The sequence below is a fragment of the Streptomyces shaanxiensis genome (genome assembly GCF_039537145.1).
Classification (GTDB): Bacteria; Actinomycetota; Actinomycetes; order Streptomycetales; family Streptomycetaceae; genus Streptomyces; species Streptomyces shaanxiensis.
The window spans coordinates 145,535-166,588 of sequence record NZ_BAAAZY010000009.1 but is presented as its reverse complement, the minus strand read 5'-3'; the positions used below and the strand labels follow the sequence as shown (position 1 = coordinate 166,588).

At 71.3% G+C, this 21,054-nt stretch carries 17 protein-coding genes and 4 pseudogenes; 17 read left to right on the top strand and 4 right to left on the bottom strand.

The features are described from left to right. Positions 1 to 3: 3 nt before the first annotated feature. The 6 genes from xylB (at position 4) to exaC (ending at position 7,975) form a co-directional block, all read left to right on the top strand. Positions 4 to 1,449 (top strand): xylulokinase, encoded by a 1,446-nt coding sequence (gene xylB / locus ABD932_RS13805; RefSeq protein WP_345012282.1) that lies wholly within the window; start codon positions 4 to 6, stop codon positions 1,447 to 1,449. Between the two features lie 24 nt (positions 1,450 to 1,473). Next, entirely contained in the window at positions 1,474 to 2,682 is a 1,209-nt protein-coding gene (locus ABD932_RS13800; protein WP_345012280.1) for an ROK family protein, read from the top strand. Between the two features lie 241 nt (positions 2,683 to 2,923). Beyond that, positions 2,924 to 3,934 (top strand): acetamidase/formamidase family protein, encoded by a 1,011-nt coding sequence (locus ABD932_RS13795; protein WP_345012278.1) that lies wholly within the window; start codon positions 2,924 to 2,926, stop codon positions 3,932 to 3,934. A gap of 126 nt (positions 3,935 to 4,060) precedes the next feature. Further along, the gene (locus tag ABD932_RS13790; protein ID WP_345012276.1) at positions 4,061 to 4,660 is read left to right on the top strand and encodes an N-acetylmuramoyl-L-alanine amidase; all 600 of its coding nucleotides are present in this window, start codon (positions 4,061 to 4,063) and stop codon (positions 4,658 to 4,660) included. Positions 4,661 to 4,743: 83 nt separating this feature from the next. Continuing rightward, positions 4,744 to 6,057 carry a GAF domain-containing protein gene (locus tag ABD932_RS13785; protein ID WP_345012274.1) on the top strand — a complete coding sequence of 438 codons (1,314 nt, stop codon included), beginning with the start codon at positions 4,744 to 4,746 and terminating at the stop codon, positions 6,055 to 6,057. A 394-nt stretch (positions 6,058 to 6,451) separates the two neighbouring features. Then, positions 6,452 to 7,975, top strand: coding sequence for an acetaldehyde dehydrogenase ExaC (gene exaC, locus ABD932_RS13780; RefSeq protein WP_345012272.1), 1,524 nt, complete (start codon positions 6,452 to 6,454; stop codon positions 7,973 to 7,975). Positions 7,976 to 8,464: 489 nt separating this feature from the next. On the opposite strand, the pseudogene ABD932_RS13775 reads toward exaC, so the two are convergent. Further along, positions 8,465 to 8,623 (bottom strand): annotated as a pseudogene (locus ABD932_RS13775) (IS5/IS1182 family transposase); the annotation flags it as partial. A gap of 464 nt (positions 8,624 to 9,087) precedes the next feature. On the opposite strand from ABD932_RS13775, the gene ABD932_RS13770 reads away from it, so the two are divergent. From ABD932_RS13770 to otnC, 8 genes are all read left to right on the top strand, one after another. Continuing rightward, positions 9,088 to 10,554 carry a non-reducing end alpha-L-arabinofuranosidase family hydrolase gene (locus ABD932_RS13770; protein ID WP_345012270.1) on the top strand — a complete coding sequence of 489 codons (1,467 nt, stop codon included), beginning with the start codon at positions 9,088 to 9,090 and terminating at the stop codon, positions 10,552 to 10,554. 730 nt (positions 10,555 to 11,284) lie between these two features. Continuing rightward, positions 11,285 to 12,505: a metallophosphoesterase gene (locus ABD932_RS13765; RefSeq protein ID WP_345012268.1), complete on the top strand. Its 1,221-nt coding sequence runs from the start codon at positions 11,285 to 11,287 to the stop codon at positions 12,503 to 12,505. Between the two features lie 439 nt (positions 12,506 to 12,944). Further along, positions 12,945 to 13,400 (top strand): aspartate/glutamate racemase family protein, encoded by a 456-nt coding sequence (locus ABD932_RS13760; RefSeq protein WP_345012266.1) that lies wholly within the window; start codon positions 12,945 to 12,947, stop codon positions 13,398 to 13,400. Continuing rightward, the gene (locus ABD932_RS13755) at positions 13,361 to 13,651 is read left to right on the top strand and encodes a hypothetical protein (RefSeq protein WP_345012264.1); all 291 of its coding nucleotides are present in this window, start codon (positions 13,361 to 13,363) and stop codon (positions 13,649 to 13,651) included. Before ABD932_RS13760 ends, ABD932_RS13755 begins: the two co-directional genes overlap by 40 nt. Continuing rightward, positions 13,648 to 13,827 carry a hypothetical protein gene (locus ABD932_RS13750; protein WP_345012262.1) on the top strand — a complete coding sequence of 60 codons (180 nt, stop codon included), beginning with the start codon at positions 13,648 to 13,650 and terminating at the stop codon, positions 13,825 to 13,827. Before ABD932_RS13755 ends, ABD932_RS13750 begins: the two co-directional genes overlap by 4 nt. Further along, positions 13,824 to 14,129: a hypothetical protein gene (locus ABD932_RS13745; RefSeq protein ID WP_345012260.1), complete on the top strand. Its 306-nt coding sequence runs from the start codon at positions 13,824 to 13,826 to the stop codon at positions 14,127 to 14,129. The genes ABD932_RS13750 and ABD932_RS13745 overlap by 4 nt, the downstream gene beginning before the upstream one ends. Positions 14,130 to 14,203: 74 nt before the next feature. Continuing rightward, complete coding sequence (gene otnK, locus ABD932_RS13740; RefSeq protein WP_345012258.1) at positions 14,204 to 16,324, top strand: 3-oxo-tetronate kinase; 2,121 nt, start codon at positions 14,204 to 14,206, stop codon at positions 16,322 to 16,324. After that, complete coding sequence (gene otnC / locus ABD932_RS13735; protein WP_345012256.1) at positions 16,321 to 16,965, top strand: 3-oxo-tetronate 4-phosphate decarboxylase; 645 nt, start codon at positions 16,321 to 16,323, stop codon at positions 16,963 to 16,965. The genes otnK and otnC overlap by 4 nt, the downstream gene beginning before the upstream one ends. A 798-nt stretch (positions 16,966 to 17,763) precedes the next feature. Here the strand turns inward: otnC and ABD932_RS13730 are convergent. Beyond that, a complete protein-coding gene (locus ABD932_RS13730; RefSeq protein ID WP_345012254.1) occupies positions 17,764 to 18,165 on the bottom strand; it encodes a hypothetical protein in 402 nt (133 codons plus the stop codon). A gap of 20 nt (positions 18,166 to 18,185) precedes the next feature. Here ABD932_RS13730 and ABD932_RS13725 point away from each other — a divergent pair. After that, positions 18,186 to 18,416 (top strand): annotated as a pseudogene (locus ABD932_RS13725) (ABC transporter ATP-binding protein); the annotation flags it as partial. Between the two features lie 47 nt (positions 18,417 to 18,463). Here the strand turns inward: ABD932_RS13725 and ABD932_RS13720 are convergent. Both ABD932_RS13720 and ABD932_RS13715 read right to left on the bottom strand, forming a co-directional pair. Next, positions 18,464 to 19,621 (bottom strand): RNA polymerase sigma factor, encoded by a 1,158-nt coding sequence (locus ABD932_RS13720; RefSeq protein ID WP_345012379.1) that lies wholly within the window; start codon positions 19,619 to 19,621, stop codon positions 18,464 to 18,466. A 26-nt stretch (positions 19,622 to 19,647) separates the two neighbouring features. Next, positions 19,648 to 20,055, bottom strand: coding sequence for a YciI family protein (locus ABD932_RS13715; protein ID WP_126389472.1), 408 nt, complete (start codon positions 20,053 to 20,055; stop codon positions 19,648 to 19,650). 143 nt (positions 20,056 to 20,198) lie between these two features. Between ABD932_RS13715 and ABD932_RS43965 the strand changes: the two are divergent. Both ABD932_RS43965 and ABD932_RS13710 read left to right on the top strand, forming a co-directional pair. After that, positions 20,199 to 20,534 (top strand): annotated as a pseudogene (locus tag ABD932_RS43965) (cytochrome P450); the annotation flags it as partial. A 34-nt stretch (positions 20,535 to 20,568) separates the two neighbouring features. Continuing rightward, positions 20,569 to 20,970: pseudogene (locus ABD932_RS13710) on the top strand (cytochrome P450); the annotation flags it as partial. Positions 20,971 to 21,054 lie beyond the last annotated feature (84 nt).

The window sequence follows — 21,054 nt, the reverse complement described above, 5'->3', positions numbered from 1 at the left end:
CCGATGTCAGCAGCCGAGGGTCCGCTCGTCGTCGGCGTGGACACGTCCACCCAGTCCACCAAAGCGCTGGTCGTCGACGCCTCGACCGGACGGGTCGTCGCGAGCGGCCAGGCACCGCACACCGTGACCTCCGGGGCCGGCCGCGAGAGCGACCCGCGTCAGTGGTGGGACGCCTTGTGCGAGGCCCTGCGCCAGTGCGGCGACGCCGCGCACGAGGCCGCCGCGGTCTCGATCGGCGGGCAGCAGCACGGCCTGGTCACGCTGGACGCACAGGGCGAGCCGGTACGTCCGGCTCTGCTGTGGAACGACGTGCGCTCGGCACCGCAGGCCCGTCGGCTGACCGAGGAGCTCGGCGGCGCGAAGTTCTGGGCCGAGCGCACGGGCTCCGTGCCGGCCGCGTCCTTCACGGTCACGAAGTGGGCCTGGCTGGCCGAGCACGAGCCGGAGGCGGCCCGGGCCACCCAGGCCGTACGCCTCCCCCACGACTACCTGACCGAACGCCTCACGGGTGAGGGCACCACCGACCGGGGCGACGCCTCCGGTACGGGCTGGTGGGCGTCGGGGACGGAGTCGTACGACGAGGAGATCCTCGCGCACGTGGGGCTCGACCCGGCACTGCTGCCCCGAGTGGTCCGGCCCGGCGAGGTCGCGGGCACCGTCCGCGACAGCCACGAGCTGCCGTTCTCCAAGGGCACCCTGGTCGCCCCCGGCACCGGCGACAATGCCGCGGCCGCGCTGGGCCTCGGGCTGCGTCCCGGCATGCCCGTGCTGAGCCTCGGCACGTCGGGCACGGTGTACGCGGTGTCGAGGCGGCGCCCCGCCGACCCGACCGGCACGGTGGCGGGCTTCGCCGACGCGCACGGCGACTGGCTGCCGCTGGCCTGCACCCTGAACTGCACGCTCGCCGTCGACCGCCTTGCCACCCTGCTGGGCCTCGACCGCGAGGCCGTGGAACCCACCACCGGCCTCACGCTCCTGCCGTACCTGGACGGCGAACGCACCCCGAACCTGCCGAACGCCTCCGGCGTCCTGCACGGCCTGCGCCACGACACGACCGCCGGCCAGCTCCTTCAGGCCGCCTACGACGGTGCCGTCCACGCGCTGCTCGGTGCCCTGGACCTGGTCCTGGACGACGACGCCGACCGTTCGGCCCCGCTGCTGCTGATCGGCGGCGGCGCCCGGGGTACGGCCTGGCAGCAGACCGTACGACGGCTGTCGGGGCGCCCGGTGCAGGTGCCCGAGGCCAAGGAACTGGTCGCGCTCGGCGCGGCGGCCCAGGCGGCCGGCCTGCTGACCGGCGAGGATCCGGCGGCGGTCGCCCGGCGCTGGAACACCACGCGTGGGCCGGTGCTTGACGCCGTGGAGCGGGACGAGGAGACGCTGGACAGGATCAGCGGGGTACTCTCCGACGCGGCCCCGCTGCTGGAGCGGAGCCCCGAAAGCCACTGAGGACTGACGAGGATTGACGGAGGCATGACCGCACCGCTGCACGAGGCCCACCCGGCCGGCGCCGGGCCCGCACTGCCCAACACCCAGCAGGGCATGCGACGCCGCAACCTCGCCCGGGTGATGCACACCGTCAGCGCCGAGGGTCCGCTCTCCCGTGCCGCCGTCGCCTCCCGCATCGGGCTGACCCGTGCCGCGGTGTCCACGCTCGTCGACGAGCTGATCCGCTCGGGACTGCTCGAAGAACTCGGTCCCGAGCGGCCCGGCCGGGTGGGCCGTCCCGGATCGGCGCTTGCCGTCAGCGGGCATGGTCCGGCCGGGATCGGCGCGGAAATAGGCGTCGACCATCTCGCCGTCTGCGCGGTCGACCTGCGCGGCGAGGTGCGGTCCAGGGCGGTGCGGTACGGCGCGAACCGGGGCCGTGCTCCCGAGCCGGTGATCGAGGAACTCACCGACATGGTGCGGCGGGTCCTCGCCGAGGCAGAGGGCGAGGGTCTGTGGCCCGCCGGTCTGGCGGTCGCCGTGCCGGGTCTGGTGGCGCGGGACGCCCGTACGGTCGTACGCGCACCGAACCTCGACTGGCGCGACACGGACCTCGGCGCCCTGCTGCCCGTGGAGTTCCCGTTGACCGTGGGCAACGAGGCCAACTTCGGCGCGCTCGCCGAACTCTGGCTCGGCGACGGCACGCCGCGCGACTTCCTGCACGTGTCGGCGGAGATCGGTATCGGCGCGGCGGTCGTGGTGGACGGGGGGCTGCTGCACGGAACGCGCGGTTTCGCGGGCGAGTTGGGGCACGTGCCCGTGCGACCGGACGGACCCGAGTGCCCGTGCGGGGGGCATGGATGCCTTGAGCAGTACGCCGGTGAGGAGGCGGTCCTGCGTGCGGCAGGACTGGAGCCGGGCGCGGACCGCGTCGGGCTGCTCGCCGAGCGTGCCGCCGACGGCGACGAGAACGTACGCCGGGCTCTGCGCGACGCGGGAACAGCGCTCGGTATCGCCCTGACGGGCGCGGTCAATCTGCTCGACCCCGAGAGTGTGGTGCTGGGCGGCGCGCTGGCGGGGCTCGCGCCCTGGCTGCTGCCGTCGCTGGAGACCGAGTTGGACCGGCGCACCGCGGGGCCCGCCTGCCCGGTGTCCGTGTCGCGGTTGGGGCCCGAGGGGCCGTTGCTGGGGGCGGCGCATTCGGTGGTGCGGGCGGTGCTCGACGATCCGGGGGGCGTGGCGGAGCGGGGCTGAATGCCCGCGGAGCGGGGCGTGGTTCCGTGCGGCGTGGGAGTGAGTCCCTGTGGAACAGGCCTGATTCCAGGTCGAGTTCATTCGTGTGAGTGAGCAAGTTATCCACAATCGCGGGGCTGTCCACGGAAACCCGGCGCTCCCTTCTGCCCACCCCACCAGCGACGTACCGTGATTCACGCGAGGCTCAGCAGGCGTCCCGCCCCTCCCCCACCGGCCTTCCACAGAGCGGAGTTGTGCAGCGATGAGCGATCCCCGGATCCTGACCGTGCGACCCGAACCCGGCGAGTACGCCTGGACGTTCGGCGGCGCAGCTCCCGTGGCGCGCATCGCACCCGGCACGGTCCTCGACCTCTACACGGAGGACTGCTTCGCCGGACGGGTACGGTCGGAGAAGGACCTGGTGTCCGAGGTGTGCGAGTTCCCGTTCCTCAACCCGCAGACCGGCCCCTTCCACGTCGAGGGCGCCGAGCCCGGTGACACGGTCGCCGTGCACTTCGTGTCGATCGAACCGGCCCGGGACTGGGCCGCGTCCACCACCGTCCCGCTGTTCGGCGCACTCACCTCGACGCACACCACGGCCACGCTGCAACCGCCGCTCCCGGAGACCGTCTGGATCTGGCAGCTCGACCGGACACGGCGTACGGCGCTGTTCCGGGCACACGACAGTGACATCGAGGTCGAGTTGCCCATGGACCCGATGCACGGCACCGTCGGGGTGGCGCCGGCCAATCTCGAGGTTCGCTCGGCCCTGGTGCCCGACGCACACGGCGGGAACATGGACACACCGGAGATGCGGGCGGGCGTCACCTGCTACCTCGGGGTGAACGTCGAAGGCGCACTGCTCAGTCTCGGTGACGGACACGCCCGGCAGGGCGAGGGCGAGACCTGTGGGGTCGCGGTCGAGTGCGCGATGAACACCGTGGTGATCGTCGAGCTGCTCAAGGGACTTGCCACCCCCTGGCCCCGCATCGAGTCGGACACACACATCATCTCGACGGGTTCGGCCCGGCCGCTGGAGGACGCGTTCCGGATATCCCAGCACGACCTGGTGCAGTGGCTGGTGCGCGACTACGGGTTCAGTGAGCTGGACGCCTACCAGTACGCGACCCAGGCCGTCGAGTCACCGCTGGCCAACGTGTGCGACACCAACTACACCTGCGTGGCCAAGATCCGCAAGGAGTGGCTGCCCACACGCGAGACGCACCGCGGAGTACATGCGCGACTGCGGGAGACGGCGGCGACGCTGCGCTGAGCGCCCCGACCGACGTCAGCACTGCCCCAGCCAACCCCGACACCAACCCGCGACTCCCTCAGCTCCGAACTGCGGCCGTCCCAACTCCGAACAGCGGCCAACCCGACACTGAAAGGCGACCGCCCTTTGGAACGCGTTAGACCCCTCCCCAGCCGACGGCGCATCCTCCAAGGCACCGCCCTCGCCGCCGTCCCCTATGCCCTGCTTCCCGAATGGCAGGCCGGAGTGCACGTCCCGGGCCCGGACTACCCGCTCGCCGAGTGGAAGCCGGCGAGCACCGCCAACTACACGGTGGCGAACCGCCCTACGACCCATCCTGTAGACCGGGTGATCATCCACGTGACACAGACCACCTACCCCAACACCCTGTTCCTCTTCGGGCGCCCGAAGAAGAAGGTGTCCGCCCACTACGTCGTCCGGTCCGCCGACGGTCACACCTCCCAGTGCGTTCGCGAGGCGGACATCGCCTGGCACGCCGGGGACTGGGACCACAACACACGCAGCATCGGCATAGAGCACGAGGGCTGGGTCGACCAGCCCGGCTACTTCACCGACGTCATGTACGAGACATCGGCCCGGCTCACGGCAGCCATCTGCACCAGGCACGGCATACCGAAGGACCGCACACACATCATCGGACACCACGAAGTGCCGGGCACCGACCACACCGATCCCGGTCCGCACTGGGACTGGACGCGTTACATGCGTCTGGTGAACGCCGTCTGAGGACTCGCACATCTGCGCCCGTTGGCTCGTCGTTCGGGTGCCCCCCGTCGAAAAGGTTGTCCGCGCGCGTACCCGGAGTGACGATGTCCCCATCCGCATCGCCTTCCCGGGAGGCCGAGTTGACCGATCCGTGGGTGGCCCTGGAGCCGGGGGCCGACCCCGCCGAGCGTGTACGGGTGCTGCGTCGTGCGCATGAGACGTTCACCGAGGCAGGGACCGTGCCGAAGCCGGTGCGTGCAGTGGTGGCCGACTCGTGGCGGCGTTCCGCGCGGGCCGGTGTGGGTCCGGACGGGACCGCGAGCGTGGAGTTGGCGGACGGAGATCTCGGTGCCTATCGCGCGGAGCACCCGCTGGCGCGGGTGATGCCGCTGTTCCGGGAGCTGCTGGGCACGTTCGCCGCCGACGGCGAGCACCTGCTCGCGGTGTGCGACGCGCACGGCAGGCTGCTGTGGGTGGAAGGCCATCCCACGACCCGGCGCAAGGCGGACCTGATGAACTTCGTGCCCGGCGCGCGGTGGGCGGAGACCGCGGTCGGCACGAACGCACCGGGCACGGCCGTCGCAGTGGACCGGCCGGTGCAGGTGTTCGCCGCCGAGCACTTCATCCGCCGGGTGCAGCCCTGGACCTGTGCGGCGGCGCCGGTGCACGATCCGCGCACCGGGCGGGTGCTCGGGGCCGTGGACATCACCGGCGGAGACGGGCTGGCGCATCCGCACAGTCTGGGGTTCGTGCAGGCGGTGGCCCGTGCCGCGGAGTCCCAACTGGCGCTGCTCGCCCCGCCCGCGCCCGCCACCGACACGCCGGAGCTGAACGCGTTGGGCCGGGACGAGGCGCAGCTGCGCATGGGCGGCCGCCGGGTCAGGCTCAGTCGCCGGCACAGCGAGATCCTGGTGCTGCTGGCCCGCCATCCGGAGGGGCTGACCGGGGACGAGTTGCTGTGCGCGTTGTACGAGGACGAGTCGGTGACGCCGGTGACGCTGCGCGCCGAACTGGCCCGTCTGCGCCGGGTGCTGGGCCCCGGGCTGCTCGCCTCGCGGCCGTACCGGCTCACGGTGCCGGTCGAGTCGGACGTGGCGGTCGTGGAGCGTCGCCTGGAGACGGGTGCGGTCACGGCCGCGGTCCTGGCGTACTCCGGTCCGCTGCTGCCCGGTTCCCAGGCACCGGCGGTGGTACGGCTCAGGCGGCGCCTCGCCGACGGCCTGCGTACGGCGCTGGTCGCGCGCCTCGACCCCGACCTGCTGGCCGACTGGGCGCACGCGTCGTGGGGCGAGGACGACCTGGAGGTATGGCGGGCGCTCGCCGCGGTGCGGCCGACGGCGGCGGTGCGGTCGAGGCTGGCCGCGCTGGAGTCGGAACTCACGGCACCGCCTGTTCGGGAGGGCCGCCCGCCGCGCTGACCGAAACAACGGCCCTCGGAAGGGTCGGCCCACCGAGGGGTCGGCCCACCGAAGGGGTCGGCCCACCGAAGGGTAGGCCCTCCGAAGGGTAGGCCCTCCGAAGGGGCGGCCCAGCGAAGCATCTCCGCGCTGAGGGGACTCCCCAGCGAAGCACCGGCCCACCGAAGCACCGCCCACCAGCCACCCGGCCAAGCGGCCCGCCCGGTCAAGCGGCCCACCGGGCCAACCAGCCATCCAGCCACCCGGCCCACGAACCACCCGGCCCGCCGATGGACCGGACCCCCGATGGACCGGACCCCCGGCCCCGCGCAACCTACTTGCAACCTCGCCGTCCCTAGCCTCGCGCCGAGAGCTGCCCAACGGCGGGCAGTGCTTCTTCGGGAGGCAGAGCAGTATGACCCGTTTCGCGGCGCCCGGCACCGAGGGTGCGATCGTCTCCTACCAGGCGCGCTACGACCACTTCATCGGCGGTGAGTACGTGCCGCCGATCAGGGGGCAGTACTTCGAGAACCCGACGCCGGTGAACGGGCAGCCGTTCACCGAGATCGCGCGGGGCACGGCGGAGGACGTGGAGCGGGCGCTGGACGCGGCGCATGCGGCCGCCCCCGCGTGGGGCAGGACGTCGGTGACCGAGCGGGCCGACATCCTGCTGAAGATCGCCGACCGGATGGAGGCGAACCTGGAGAAGCTGGCGGTCGCCGAGAGCTGGGAGAACGGCAAGCCGGTGCGGGAGACGCTGGCGGCGGACATTCCGCTGGCCATCGACCACTTCCGCTACTTCGCGGGGGCGATCAGGGCGCAGGAGGGCTCGCTGGGCGAGGTCGACGACGACACGGTGGCGTACCACTTCCACGAGCCGTTGGGCGTGGTCGCGCAGATCATCCCGTGGAACTTCCCCATCCTGATGGCCACGTGGAAGCTCGCCCCGGCGCTGGCCGCGGGCAACGCGGTCGTGCTCAAGCCGGCCGAGCAGACGCCGGCATCCATCCACTACTGGATGAGCCTGGTCGCCGACCTGCTCCCGCCCGGCGTGGTCAACATCGTCAACGGCTTCGGCGTGGAGGCGGGCAAGCCGCTGGCGTCCAGCCCCCGGGTGGCCAAAGTGGCGTTCACCGGGGAGACCACGACGGGCCGGCTGATCATGCAGTACGCCTCGGAGAACATCACGCCGGTCACCCTCGAACTCGGTGGCAAGTCCCCGAACATCTTCTTCGACGACGTCTGGGCGACCGACGACGACTTCCGGGACAAGGCGCTCGAGGGATTCACTATGTTCGCGCTCAACCAGGGCGAGGTGTGCACGTGCCCGTCCCGGGCACTGGTCCAGCGCGGAAACTACGCCGAGTTCATGGAGGCGGCGATCGCCCGCACCGAGCGGATCACGACCGGCCACCCGCTCGACACGGACACGATGATCGGCGCGCAGGCCTCCAACGACCAGTTGGAGAAGATCCTCTCCTACCTGGACATCGGCCGGCAGGAGGGCGCCCGGGTTCTGACGGGCGGCGAACGTATCGAGCACGACGGCGAGTTGAAGGGCGGCTACTACGTCCAGCCGACCGTCTTCGAGGGCGACAACCGCATGCGGATCTTCCAGGAGGAGATCTTCGGGCCGGTCGTCTCGGTGACGTCCTTCGACGACTTCGACGACGCCATCAAGATCGCCAACGACACGCTGTACGGCCTCGGTGCGGGCGTGTGGACACGGGACATCAACACCGCGTACCGCGCGGGCCGCGCCATCCAGGCCGGACGCGTGTGGACCAACTGCTACCACGCCTACCCGGCGCACGCGGCCTTCGGCGGCTACAAGGGCTCCGGCATCGGGCGTGAGACACACAAGATGATGCTGGAGCACTACCAGCAGACCAAGAACATTCTTTGCTCTTACAGCCCTAAGAAACTCGGCTTCTTCTAGGGTCTCAAGTGGGTTGCCTGGGGGGCACTGTTGCCCTCCAGACAACCCAGTACAACAAACACGCTCAGCGACCATTTCAACACTTTGCGTCGCCGTAAGACCTCCAGGGAACTTCGTCCCGGTCTGGCCGCGGACCACAAGTCGACTCTCTAGGTTTCTAGGGATTGGTCGGATGGGCACCTTGGGGCGTTGACGGTTGGCTGAGGTCCCGGACGTGGCTGTACTCCGCTGCTGTACCGCACCCCTCAGCGCATTCACCCAGACGGGTCGACAGGCTCCCGTGCTCACGTACGGCTAGCGCTCGATGGCGGCGTATACCCCGAAATCGCCTGCCATCGCGCCCGCGCTTGCTCGGATTCTGGTGCCCCCATTACCTCGAATATCGCCACCGCTGCCGCGGGTTGCGTTGCCGCACGGTCTGGGTCGGCCGAAGCGAGCGCCTGGCCTAGTCGATCGAGCACGCATGCCTCGTGCAACCGCCGCCCGGCCCACCCAGCGGTGCCGCCCAAGCCGCTGGGAAGAGTCGGTGCCCTTGCGGGTAATCCGGTGGCGGATGCCTCGCTCGCGGAGCCATCTCCGCAGGTGGTCGTAGTCGTAGCCCTTGTCAGCATGGAGCTTGGCCGGCCGTCGGCGCCTCGGCCCACCGCGGGAAAGGATGATTGAGGTATTGACGATGGGTCGTCAATACTCCCGCAGAAGAAGTTTCGGCTCCTCGCCCGAAACATTCGGGGACCCCGGCGAGCCGGACGGCGAACCCCCGGCGCCGCCGTCGACGGATGTCGTAGGACCGGGCCCGGGGCCAGGGCCGGGACGAGTGTGCGGACGCTGCTTGCTCGACTTCTCTCTTCCGCGCGGACGCCTTGGACTGGCGAGCCGTATCGCAATCTCCGGAGTGTTTCCGGTCGGCGCGACAGCTTGTCAAGCCTGAAGGGGAGGCGCTGTTTGTGGACAGATCGGCGACAAGCCTTGACCAGAGGGCTCCACATTCCTAGCTTGTGGCGTCAAAGTATTCGGAAATTCTTCGAATGTTTCGAGATTTTCCCTGCCCCGGCACGTCCGCCCCGCGGTTCATCGGAGTCCACCTCACCCCCGCCCCCGAAGGAGGCCCTCTGATGTGGTTTCGCCACCCGTCCCCGGTCCGTCCAAGACGCTTACTCGCCGTCCTTGCGCCCTTGCTGCTCGTGGCTACCTTCCTCGGTGCCCAGCCCGCCGCCGCGGCGACCGTAGACCCCAACGCCTCGTATGTGCTGGTCAACCGCAACAGCGGCAAGGCCCTGGATGTCTACAACCTGGCGACCAACGACGGCGCCCGCATCACCCAGTGGACCAGGAACGATCAGATCCAGCAGCAGTGGCAGTTCGTCGATTCCGGGGGCGGCTACTACCGCATCAAGTCCCGCTACTCGGGCAAGGTGCTGGACGTCCACAACTGGTCCACCGCGAACGGCGGCTCGATCGTCCAGTGGGCCGACCTGAACGCCACCAACCAGCAGTGGCGGCTGGCCGACAGCTCGGACGGCTACGTGCGGCTCATCTCGCGCCACAGCAACAAGGCCCTCGAAGTACAAGGCGCCTCCACCGCCGACAACGCGAACGTCGTCCAGTACGACGACTGGGGCGGCACCAACCAGCAGTGGCAGCTCGTCAAGGTCGGCGCCGACAACCCCGGCCCGTGCGCGCTTCCGTCGACATACCGCTGGACATCAACGGGGGCACTGGCGCAGCCCAAGCCGGGGTGGGTCTCGCTCAAGGACTTCACCGTCGTCCCCTACAACGGCAGGCAACTCGTCTATGCGACGACGCACGACACGGGGACGCGCTGGGGTTCGATGAACTTCGGCCTGTTCACCAACTGGTCGGAGATGGCCTCGGCCAGCCAGAACACGATGTCGAATTCCACCGTCGCGCCCACGCTCTTCTACTTCGCGCCGAGGAACATCTGGGTGCTCGCCTACCAGTGGGGCGGGACCGCCTTCTCCTACCGGACGTCGAGCGACCCCACCAACCCGAATGGCTGGTCATCCCAGCAGGTGCTCTTCTCCGGAAGCATCCCCGACTCCGGAACAGGCCCCATCGACCAGACGCTCATCGGTGACGGGACGAACATGTACCTGTTCTTCGCCGGCGACAACGGCAAGATCTACCGGGCCAGTATGCCGATCGGGAACTTCCCGGGCAGCTTCGGCACGACCTCGACAGTGATCATGAGCGATACGACGAACAACCTGTTCGAGGCCCCGCAGGTCTACAAGCTCCAGGGCCAGAACCGCTACCTCATGATCGTCGAGGCGATCGGCTCGCAGGGCCGCTACTTCCGCTCGTTCACGGCCACCAGTCTGAACGGCTCATGGACACCCCAGGCCGCGACCGAGAGCAACCCCTTCGCCGGCAAGGCCAACAGTGGCGCCACCTGGACCAACGACATCAGCCATGGCGAACTCATCCGCACCAGCGCCGATCAGACCATGACCGTCAATCCCTGCAATCTGCAGTTGCTCTACCAGGGGCGCAGCCCCAACTCCGGCGGCGACTACGGCCTCCTGCCCTACCGTCCGGGTCTGCTGACACTGCAGCGCTGACGGCGTGGCACGAGTCCGGCTCCGGTATGGAGCCGACGTGGCGGGCTCGGCGGAAGGCCGAGCCCGCCCAGGTCAGACAACAACGTCAGCGCTCATACGGCGACGGAGCGCGGGTCGGGCAACGCTCACCAGCCCGAGGGCCATCCCGTAACGCGCTGCGCTCGTACACACGGCGATGGCCGCGGTGGGAGGCGACGCACCTGGCGCACTCGGGCCGGCCCATGTACCGCGTGGTGTTGCCGACCTGGCTCTCCAGCGCGCGGACCACCCCACGGGCGATGCGGTTTCAGGCGATGCGGTTTCCCGACGGCTGCATGATGACGTCGTGGGAGGCGACCCAGCTCGCCCGGCGCGTCCGGTGAAGGGAATCCGCGCCCGACGAGCGTCGGGTTTGTCCTACGCCGATCGCACAATTGGTTGACCTTTGAGTACCCAGGTGGTGGGCCTGGACAAGTCCCGGGAGGACAGTGACCTCCCCGGTCCGCACCGATGCGGGTTCTCACCCAACACGTCGTCGCGGACCAGCCAGGAGGCTCCACTGGCGGCGATACCAAGCGGGGGCCATAGCGCCCTGATCGCGGCTCATGCCAAGGGAGGTGTCTGCGGCGGAGTCTTGCCGTCCCGCAGAGAACCTTCGCCCCAAGGAGCCGCGCCCATGAACACCGGTCCGGCCGGCCCGAAGGCGACCGGATACAGTGCGCGAGACGGCAGCCTGGTCAGGGAGAGAAGCGTGACCGACACCAGCAACACCCGACCCGCCGACAGCGAAGTGCAAGCTCCGCGACAGAGCCGCCTGCACCGCCTGATGCGCTACCTCCCTCTGATCGCCCCCGTCCTGCTGTGGGCCGTGCCCTGCTGGGTGCTCCTGCACACCGGCCAGCACTGGCCACTGCCCGTCACGCTGGCCGGCACCGCCCTGTTCGCCCTAGGCCTCGTCGGTATGCCGCTCGCGATGGCGCGCGGCCACGGCCGGCGCCAGCAGGACCGGGCGGCGATCGTCGGTGACACCCTGCTGGGGACCAGCTGGGTTCTGTTCACCTGGTCCATTCTGCTCGGCGTCCCGTTGCGGCTCGCCCTGACCGTGGCCGGCGTCGGCGAGAGTCCGGACCGGGCCCGAATCGTCACTTGGGCCGTCCTCGGCATAACCGCCGCACTACTCGCCTGGGGGTACGCCGAAGCCCGCCGCGTGCCACGCGTGCGCCGACTCGACGTGCAACTCCCACGGCTGGGTGCCGGGTTGGACGGCATGCGCGTCGCCCTGATCACCGACACCCACTACGGCCCGCTCGATCGCACTCGCTGGTCGGCGCGGGTATGCGAGACGGTCAACACGCTGGAAGCCGACCTGGTCTGCCACACTGGCGACATCGCGGACGGCACGGCCGAGCGCCGCCGCGCCCAGGCCGTCCCACTCGGTACCGTGCAGGCCACCCGGGCCCGGGTCTACGTCACCGGCAACCACGAGTACTACAGCGAGGCCCAGGGCTGGGTCGACCTGATGGACGAGCTGGGCTGGGAGCCGCTGCGAAACCGCCATCTGCTGCTCGAACGCGGAGGCGACACCCTCGTGGTCGCCGGCGTGGACGACGTCACCGCCGAGTCCTCCGGCCTGGCAGGCCACCGCGCCCACCTCGCCGGAGCCCTGCACGGCGCCGACCCCGACCTACCCGTCCTGCTCCTGGCACACCAGCCCAAGTTCATCGACCGGGCGGCAGCCGCCGGCATCGACCTCCAGCTCTCCGGCCACACCCACGGCGGCCAGATCTGGCCCTTCCACCACCTGGTCCGCGTCGACCAGCCCGCCCTCGCCGGCCTCAGCCACCACGGCACCCGCACCCTCCTCTACACCAGCCGCGGCACCGGCTTCTGGGGCCCGCCGTTCCGCGTCTTCGCCCCCAGCGAGATCACCCTGCTCGTGCTCCGCTCCCCGCACCTGCCCACCTCGCCGTAGCACCGGGCGGGCCAACACATCCGCTCGGAGCAGTCCACGAGCGGAGCGATGCGGCGTCGACAGAGGGAAGTGGCCTAGCGGATCACGTGCCGATCTTCGAGGCGGTCGAGAAGGGCGACACCCAGGCCGCCCGGGATGCCACGTCCGCCCACATGGAGGGCGCGTCCCAGCGCCTGATGGAGGCTCTGGAGCAGCGCGAAGAAGCGCGAGGACCAGCGCCACGGCTCCCGGATCCGGCCCTATGCCCCACCCACAGACAGAGTGGTAGACCGGTTAACCGGTTGATCCTAGAGTGGCGAACCACAGCAGCGCAGCGAAACGTCGCCGTCATCCCTCCCCGGAGCCTCGCCGTGCCTGCAGGGCCGTTCCCGTGCCCGATGCAGCGGGACCGGGGACGGGACCTCGTCGGTTCCCGTCTACCGGAAGAGGAATGAACCCGGTGCTCGAACCCCGCCCCTTGGTCGCGATGATCCACGCCGTGCCGTCCGGCGCCCGTATCGCGCAGGAGACCTTCGCACGGGACTTTCCCGAGGCCCGTGTCTGGAACGTGCTGGACGACCGCCTCCTGGACGACGCCAGTGCCGCCGGCGGCCTCACCGACGCGCTGCGGCGGCGCATGCTCCGTCTGATCGGCCATGTGATGGACGGCGGTGCGCAGGCTCTGCTGCTGACCTGCTCCTCCTACGGTGAGGTGGTGGACACCGCCCGCACCCTGTGGGAGGTGCCCGTCCTCAAGTCGGACGAGGCGATGTTCAAGGCCGCGCTGGCTGGCCCGTATCGACGGATCGCCGTCGTCGCCTCCGCCGCACCCGCGTCCCGGCGGCCGTCGCCCAACTCCACGCACTCGTCCCGGCGGTGCGGCCCGACCGCGCCGTCGACATCGTCACCGCGCTGAGCGAGAACGCGGCCGCTACGGACAGCCCCGAGGACACCGCCCGTCACCTCGCCGCCGCGCTGCGTGCCGTCGGCGCGGGTGACGTCGACGCGGTGCTGCTGGCGCAGTACTCCCTGACTCCCGCCCGCGAAGCGCTGACCGCACTGCTGGACGTGCCGGTCCTCGACGGTGCCGCTGCCGCCGCGCGCGAGCTGCGCGACCTGCTGGCGGTCGCCCCGTCACCCGCGCGCACCGAGGCGGTCGCGCCGTGACCGCGCGTCTGCCGTGGCCGCCGGCCTACACCGTCGCCGGCGACGACTGCCGCGCGCCCGTCTCCCTCGGGTTCGACGCACCGCTCGCCGACGCGGTCCGGCAGTTGGCCGAGCTCGGTTACGACGGTGTGGAGGTGCAGGTCCGCGACGTCACCGCACGTGATGCCGAGACTTGATCCGCACGGTCGGTGGCAGCGCTCTGGGAGTGCTGGGCATCGGGACCGGTCCGATCGCCGCGCAGGACCGCCTGACGCTGACCGATCCTTCGCCCGACGTACGCCGGTACGCACTGGACCGGCTGCTGGGTGCGGCCCGGCTGGCGGGTGCGCTGGGCGTGCCCGTGACGCTCGGTCAGACGCGCGGCGCCTTCCTGCCGGGGCTCGCGGACATGCAGCGCGCCTGGGCCGAACGCGCCCTGCACCAGCTCGCCGAGGAGGCGGCCGCCCGTGGCAGCCGGCCCGCTCCTGGACCGCCCTGACGGACGCCTCCGCCGTCCTGGCCTGACACCCCGACTCCCCTACTCCTTGTAGCCCTCAGAGAGGAACCCGCATCATGAGCAGCACCTACCGTCTCGGTGTCCTGGAAGGCGACGGCATCGGTCCGGAGATCGTGCCGGCCTCCGTGGAGATCGCCACCGCCGCCGCGCAGGCCGCGGGGGTCACCGTCGACTGGGTCACCCTGCCGCTCTGCGCCGCCGCCATCGACACCCACGGCACCCCCGTACCGCAGGAGACCACGCAGGCACTGGCCGACCTGGACGGCTGGCTCCTCGGCCCGCACGACTCCGTCAGCTACCCCGAACCCCACAAGTCCGCCCTCAACCCCTCGGGCACCCTGCGCAAGCACTTCCAGCTGTTCGCCAACATCCGCCCCGCCAAGAGCTTCCCCGGCGCCACGGCGGTCTGCGACAACGCCGACCTCGTCATCGTCCGTGAGAACACCGAGGGCTTCTACGCCGACCGCAACACCTACGCCGGCACCGGCGAGTTCAGCCCCGTCGAGGGCGTCGCCATCGCGATGGGCATCATCACCCGCACGGCCACCGAACGCGTCGCCCGCGTCGCCTTCGACCTCGCCCGCTCGCGGCGCAAGAAGCTCACCATCGTCCACAAGGCCAACGTCCTCAAGCTCACCACCGGCCTGTTCCGCACCGTGTGCCAGGAAGTCGCCCAGGACTACCCGGACGTGGCTGTCGACGACTTCCATATCGACGCCATGACCGTCCATCTGGTGCGCCGCGCCCAGGACTTCGACGTCATCGTCACCGAGAACATGTTCGGTGACATCCTCTCCGACCTCGCCGGCGAGATCAGCGGCTCGCTGGGCACCGCCCCCTCCATCAACGCCTCCGCCACCACCGCGATGGCCCAGGCCTCGCACGGCTCCGCACCCGACATCGCCGGCCGCAACATCGCCAACCCGGTCGCCATGATCCTCTCCGGTGCGATGGACGTCGCCGCCGCCTTCCGGCGTGCCGGCCTGCGCACCGCCCTCGTCTTCGGCACCCCGGACACCACCTCGGCACTGCCCGCCGACTACGACGCCGCCGTGGTGGCCCTCAAGTCCCGCTCCACGCCCGCGGACCAGGCCGTCTCGGAGTCCCTGGACGCCCAGCGCTGGCTGTGGGCGAAGGGCGCGGCCCAGGTCTACTTCAAATACTGCTCCACCTTCGACTCCACCCCCCAGGGCAACATCGGCCCGGTCGCCGACGCGCTCCTCGACGCCGCCGGAGCCGGGATCACCCTGCGCTGCCCGGCGTCCCCGCCCAACGGCCGCACCGTCTACCAGGGCCATCTCTTCGTCCACGACCAGCTGTTGTCCGACTCACCGTTGCGCCACCACCCGCTCAACCCCATGACGGACTCCGCACTGGTGCGCCTGCTGTCCGCGCAGACCAGCCACCGCGTCGCGCTGATCGACCGGTCGACCGTCCGGCGCGGCACCGACGCCGTACGTGACGCACTGGTCGCCCACCATCAGGACGGGGTACGGCACGTCATCGCCGACGCGATCACCGACGACGACCTCGCCGTCCTCGGCGGCGCGTGCCTCGAACTGCCGGTCGTCGCCGGCGCCGCCGGGCTGGCCGAAGGGATCGGTCACGCCTGTCCGGACGGCGCCCCCGCGACCGGTGACCCCGTACCGCGGGAGGGCCGCGCCGCCGTGCTGGCCGGCAGCTGCTCGGCCCGCACCCTGGAACAGATCGCCCATTTCCACGCCGCCGGCCTGCCCTCTCTCCACCTCGACGTCCTCGCCGACGCGGCCGGACGCGAAGTCGTCGACGAGGCGCTGGCCTGGTTCGACACGCAGGATCCGCGCCTGCCTGTGCTGATCTACGCCTCCGCCTCGCCGGAGGAACTCGCTGCGGTCCCGGCCCAGTTGGGGGTCGCCGAAGCGGCCGCTCGGGTCGAGGAGCTCCTCGGCGTTCTCGCCACCCACCTCGTCGAACGGGGCGTACGCCGACTCCTGGTCGCCGGCGGGGAGACCTCCGGCGCCGTCACCACCGCCCTCGGCATCCGTGCCGTCCTGGTCGGCGAGGAAGCGGACCCCGGAGTCCCGTGGACCCACGCCACCACCAAGGCCGGCGACCTCTTCCTGATGCTGAAGTCCGGCAACTTCGGCGCCCCCGACCTGTTCACCCGCGCCCTCGGCAGCAGCGGTGAGGCACGGTGAGCGGCTACGCCGACGAGCGGACGGCCCGCGCGCTGATCGTCCGTACGGCACGCTCCCTGTTCACCCGCGGCCTGACCCACGGCTCCACCGGCAACCTGTCGCTACGCCTCGCCGACGGCAGTCTCCTGCTCACTCCCACCGGCTCCAGCCTGGGCGGTGTCACGGAAGAGGAACTGTCCCGCACCGACCTGAACGGCCGTCACCTCGACGGCCCCGCGCCCACGAAGGAGACATTCCTGCACGCCGCGTTCTACCGGGCCCGGCCCGATGCCCACGCGGTCGTCCACCTGCACTCCACGCACGCCGCCGCCGTCTCCTGCCTCGACGGCCTCGACCCCGCGAACGCCCTGCCCCCGCTCACCGCGTACTACGCCATGCGCGTCGGCACCCTGCCGCTGCTGCCCTACCACGCCCCCGGCGACGTCGCCCTGGAACCTCTCGCCGAGCGCACCGCGCGCACCCACCACGCCGTTCTCCTCGCCAACCACGGGCCCGTCGTCGCCGGCGCCACGTTGGAGAAGGCCGCCGACGCCGTCGAGGAACTCGAGGAAACCGCCAAGCTGCACCTTCTCCTCCGGGGGCACGCCACCCGCCCCCTCACCCCCGAGCAGGCCGCCGCGCTCGCGCCCGCTCCCTCCTGACGGCCGGACCCGCGCGAGCAAGGCAGCCCCCAGCGAAAGGCAACCAGGCGCCCGAACCCCGCGCCCCCGTCCGCACCGCCGACCTGTCCGACCAGTACGGCGCCGACCTGCACGTCTGGGACCTGCAGGTCCGTCAGTTCGGCGCCCACCGCGCCTTCGCCGCCCCGTGCGCACCGTCTCGTGCCACCGGGACAACGGACTGCTCCGCGACCTGCCGCGCACCCCCGGGAACGAGAACGCCACCGGTGCCCTCGACGTGCCGGTCACCTTCGTCGGCATCACCTTCCACCCCGGCGACATCCTGCACGCGGACGACCTGAATCGACACGCCGTACCGCAGGTGGTCGAGACGGTCTCGGGAGCGGGGTATCGGGTGCGCCGACCGGACGCCGAGGGCTCTCGGCCGGTCCGCACGGCAGGCGCTACGCCGCTGCCCGAGGAGTCAACGACTCGGGGTGGAACTGCTCGACGCGGTCCCGCTTGCCGCACATGTCCCAGTAGTGCTCGGCGAGGTCGTCCGGGTCGACGACCGGGAACCGCGGGCCGTCGGGCGACTCGGCCTCGATCCGGGCCGCGGCCGCCTCGCCCGTCTCGTGACCACAGCCAGTCCCCCGACGACCTGGCCGCCATCGGCCGCGACGCGGAGTCGGCGGCCCTGGCCCGAGCGGTCCGGTGGCACTGCGAGGGCCGGGTGTTCGTCCAGGGGCGGCGCACGGTGGTCCTGCGCTGACCTTCCGGATCTTCGCGGGTGTCCAGGCCGACCAGGTCGCCGGGCCACCGAGTCACCGAGTCACCGAGTCACCGGCGAGGAGCGACCGGGTTGCCCGCCCACCTCAGGAGGGTGGCGGTGGTTTCGGCGCGGGCGGTGGGCGGGAGGTCGGCCAGGCCGAGGTGGTGGTTGGCGCCGGGGGCCCAAAGGACACGGGAGTCGCGCGTGCCGGGGCCGAGACGGAAGGGCTCGGCGACGACGGGGTCCTGCTCGCCGTTGACGAAGAGGAAGCGGCTGCCGTGCCGGCGGACCCAGCGGTCGATGTCCGGCATCGCACGGGGGTCGAAGCGCATCGGGATGTCCCGGGGGACGAAGTTGCGGGGCTCGACGGCGCGCGGCCGGCGCAGGAGGCCGGTCAGATGGGCGGTCGGGACGTCGAGATACCCGATCTGGGTGCCGAGTTGATAGAAGTACGGGACGGACTGCCGCACGACCGCGTCCGCGTAGGCCGGCAGGCGCCGGAGCGCGCGCCCTGGAGAAGGCGGTCGCGCGGGCCGTGGACGGCCGTACCGCACTGATCGTCGCCCACCGCCTCAGCCAGGCGGCGAGCGCCGACCGCGTCGTCGTCATGGACGCCGGACGGATCGTCGAGACCGGCACGCACGACGAACTGCGCGCCGCCGGGGGACCGTACGCGGCCCTGTGGGAGGCGTGGTCGGACACCCGCCACACCGCCACCTGAGACCTCGCCCGCACTGCTGCTCCTCACCTGTGGCTCGGGCCGACCCGTCAGCGACTCCGGCGGGCGTTGAGGAGGGCGTTGAGGCGGGCGGCCTGGCGGGTCAGGTGGTTGCGTTCGGAGAGGTTGGGTGCTTTTTGGGCCGCCTCGGCGTACAGGCGGGCAGCCGTCGTCAGGTCGCCGTCGCGCTCGTGGAGGTAGGCCGCCACCGCGGCGTGACGGGGCAGTGAGTCGTCAAGGGCCGCCAGTGCCGCCAGGCCGGCGCGTGGTCCGTCGGCCTCGCCGACGGCGACCGCGCGGTTGAGCCGGACGACCGGGTTGTCGGTCAGGCGCGTGAGTTCGTCGTACCACTCGACGATCTGCACCCAGTCGGTCTCCTCGGCGGTGGGCGCGTCGGCGTGGAGGGCCGCGACGGCGGCCTGGGCCTGGAACTCGCCCAGCCGGTCGCGGGCGAGTGCCGCCTGCAGGATCTCCACGCCCTCGGCGATCGCCTTGGTGTCCCATCGGCCGCGGTCCTGCTCGGCGAGCGGTACGAGGCTGCCGTCGGGCGCGGTCCGGGCGGCGCGCCGGGCGTGGTGGAGCAGCATGAGGGCAAGCAGCCCGGCCACCTCGGGGTGGTCGATCTCGGACGCGAGCTGCCGGGTGAGCCGGATGGCCTCGGCGGCGAGGTCGACGTCTCCGGAGTAGCCCTCGTTGAAGACCAGGTAGAGGACGCGCAGCACGGTGGCGACGTCGCCGGGCTGGTCGAACCGCACGCCGGAGACGGTGCGCTTGGCCCGGCTGATGCGCTGCGCCATGGTCGCCTCGGGCACCAGGTAGGCCTGGGCGATCTGGCGGGTGGTCAGGCCGCCGACGGCGCGCAGTGTGAGCGCGACCGCGGACGACGGTGTCAGGGACGGGTGGGCGCACAGGAAGTAGAGCTGGAGCGTGTCGTCCACGGCGGGCGCGGGCTCGGGCGCCGGCTCCTCGTCGACGCTCTCCTCACGCCGACGGCGGGCGGCGTCCGCCCGGGTCGCGTCGAGGAACTTGCGCCAGGCCACGGTGATCAGCCAGCCCTTCGCATCCCGCGGCGGGTCGGCCGGCCAGCCGCGGACCGCCTCGACCAGCGCGTCCTGCACGGCGTCCTCGGCCGCCACGAAGTCGGCTCCGCGGCGGACGAGGACGGCGAGCACGTTCGGCGTGAGGCTCCTCAGCATTGCCTCGTCCATCTGGGGCACCTGGGACACCTGAGAGGTCACTCCGTGATGGTGGGCGGCTCGGCCAGGAACGGGCGCACCTCCAGCCACTCGTGGATGGGCGTCCCGCCCGCCCCGGGGGCGGCCGACAGTTCCCCGGCCAGCTCGACGGCGCGGTCGTAGCTGTCGACGTCGATCACCATCCAGCCGGCGATGAGGTCCTTGGTCTCGGCGAACGGGCCGTCGGTGACCGGCGGGCGCCCCTCGCCGTCGTACCGGACCCACGCCCCCTCGGGAGCGAGCGCCTGGCCGTCGACGAACTCGCCGGTCTTCTCCAGCCGGTCCGCGAAGTCCTGCATGTACTGCACGTGGGCCGAGATCTCCTCGGGCGTCCACTGGTCCATGGGCACGTCGTTGGCCGGGGCCGGGGCGCCGCGGTAGTGCTTCAGCAGCAGGTACTTGGCCATCGTGATCTCTCCTCGATGCTGGTGCGACCCATTCTGGTCGCGTTCACCACAGGGACGGAGCCGGTCACGCGTTCTCGACATCGCCGTCCGAAATATTTTTTGGCCCTTGCGGATGTCACAGGCGACCGGCGCCCTTCGTCCCGATGCCGGAACCCCTGTGGGCGGCGTCGCGCCGGTTCTGGCGCCGGTGCCGGCCGTCCTGGGGCCGCTTCGGGCGCCGAGCCCTTCACCGGCTGATCTGCGGCGGCGACCACGGTGACCTGATGTCGGCGCTGGTACCCCCGGACCGCCCGGCGATCCACACCGAACAGGAGGTGTACGACCAGGTCATCACGTTCTTCATCGGCGGCACCGAGACCATGGCGGGCCTGCTGTCCTGGACCCTGCACCTGCTGACGGGCCACCCCCGGGAGTACGAGCGGCTGGAGGCCGAGCTGTCCGACGTACTCGGCGATCGCCCCGTCACCCACCAGGATCTGCAGCGGCTGTCCCATATGAAGCGCGCTCAACGAGTCGCTGCGGCTGCACCCTCCCGTGTGGCTGCTCAGCCGCGTCACCCTGGTCGACACGGAACTGGCCGGCCACCGTCTGCCTGCCGCCGCGGGCGTGCTGTTCAGCCCCTACTCCCTCCACCGGGATCCGGCGGTGTTCGCCGACCCCGAGCGGTTCGACCCCGACCGTTGGCTCGACGCACGGGTCGAGCGCCGCCGACGGGAGGCGTTCATGCCCTTCGGCGCGGGCGCCCGCCGATGCATCGGCGACGCGTTCGGGCTCGCCGAGGCACAGGTGGCCCTCGCGGTGATGCTGCGCCGGTGGCGGGTACGGGCTCAGCCGGGCGGCAAGCCCGAGCCGCTGCTGCGGATGACCATGCGGCCACAGGGCGTGCGCCTGATCGTCGACCGGCGGGCGCACTGAGCCGGGGGGTAACCCCACCATCGATCCGGATGGTCGCCCCATCGAGTCGGCACGCGCCCGCGGCCATCGTTGGACGGTACAGCG

What these genes read in the sequence shown, in the direction of transcription:
- ABD932_RS13800 (WP_345012280.1), top strand. Translation starts at nt 1,474, where the DNA reads ATGACCGCACCGCTGCACGAGGCCCACCCGGCCGGCGCCGGGCCCGCA.
- otnK (WP_345012258.1), top strand. Translation starts at nt 14,204, where the DNA reads ATGAGCAGCACCTACCGTCTCGGTGTCCTGGAAGGCGACGGCATCGGT.
- ABD932_RS13785 (WP_345012274.1), top strand. Translation starts at nt 4,744, where the DNA reads ATGTCCCCATCCGCATCGCCTTCCCGGGAGGCCGAGTTGACCGATCCG.
- xylB (WP_345012282.1), top strand. Translation starts at nt 4, where the DNA reads ATGTCAGCAGCCGAGGGTCCGCTCGTCGTCGGCGTGGACACGTCCACC.
- ABD932_RS13795 (WP_345012278.1), top strand. Translation starts at nt 2,924, where the DNA reads ATGAGCGATCCCCGGATCCTGACCGTGCGACCCGAACCCGGCGAGTAC.
- exaC (WP_345012272.1), top strand. Translation starts at nt 6,452, where the DNA reads ATGACCCGTTTCGCGGCGCCCGGCACCGAGGGTGCGATCGTCTCCTAC.
- ABD932_RS13720 (WP_345012379.1), bottom strand. Translation starts at nt 19,621, where the DNA reads ATGGACGAGGCAATGCTGAGGAGCCTCACGCCGAACGTGCTCGCCGTC.
- ABD932_RS13770 (WP_345012270.1), top strand. Translation starts at nt 9,088, where the DNA reads ATGTGGTTTCGCCACCCGTCCCCGGTCCGTCCAAGACGCTTACTCGCC.
- ABD932_RS13715 (WP_126389472.1), bottom strand. Translation starts at nt 20,055, where the DNA reads ATGGCCAAGTACCTGCTGCTGAAGCACTACCGCGGCGCCCCGGCCCCG.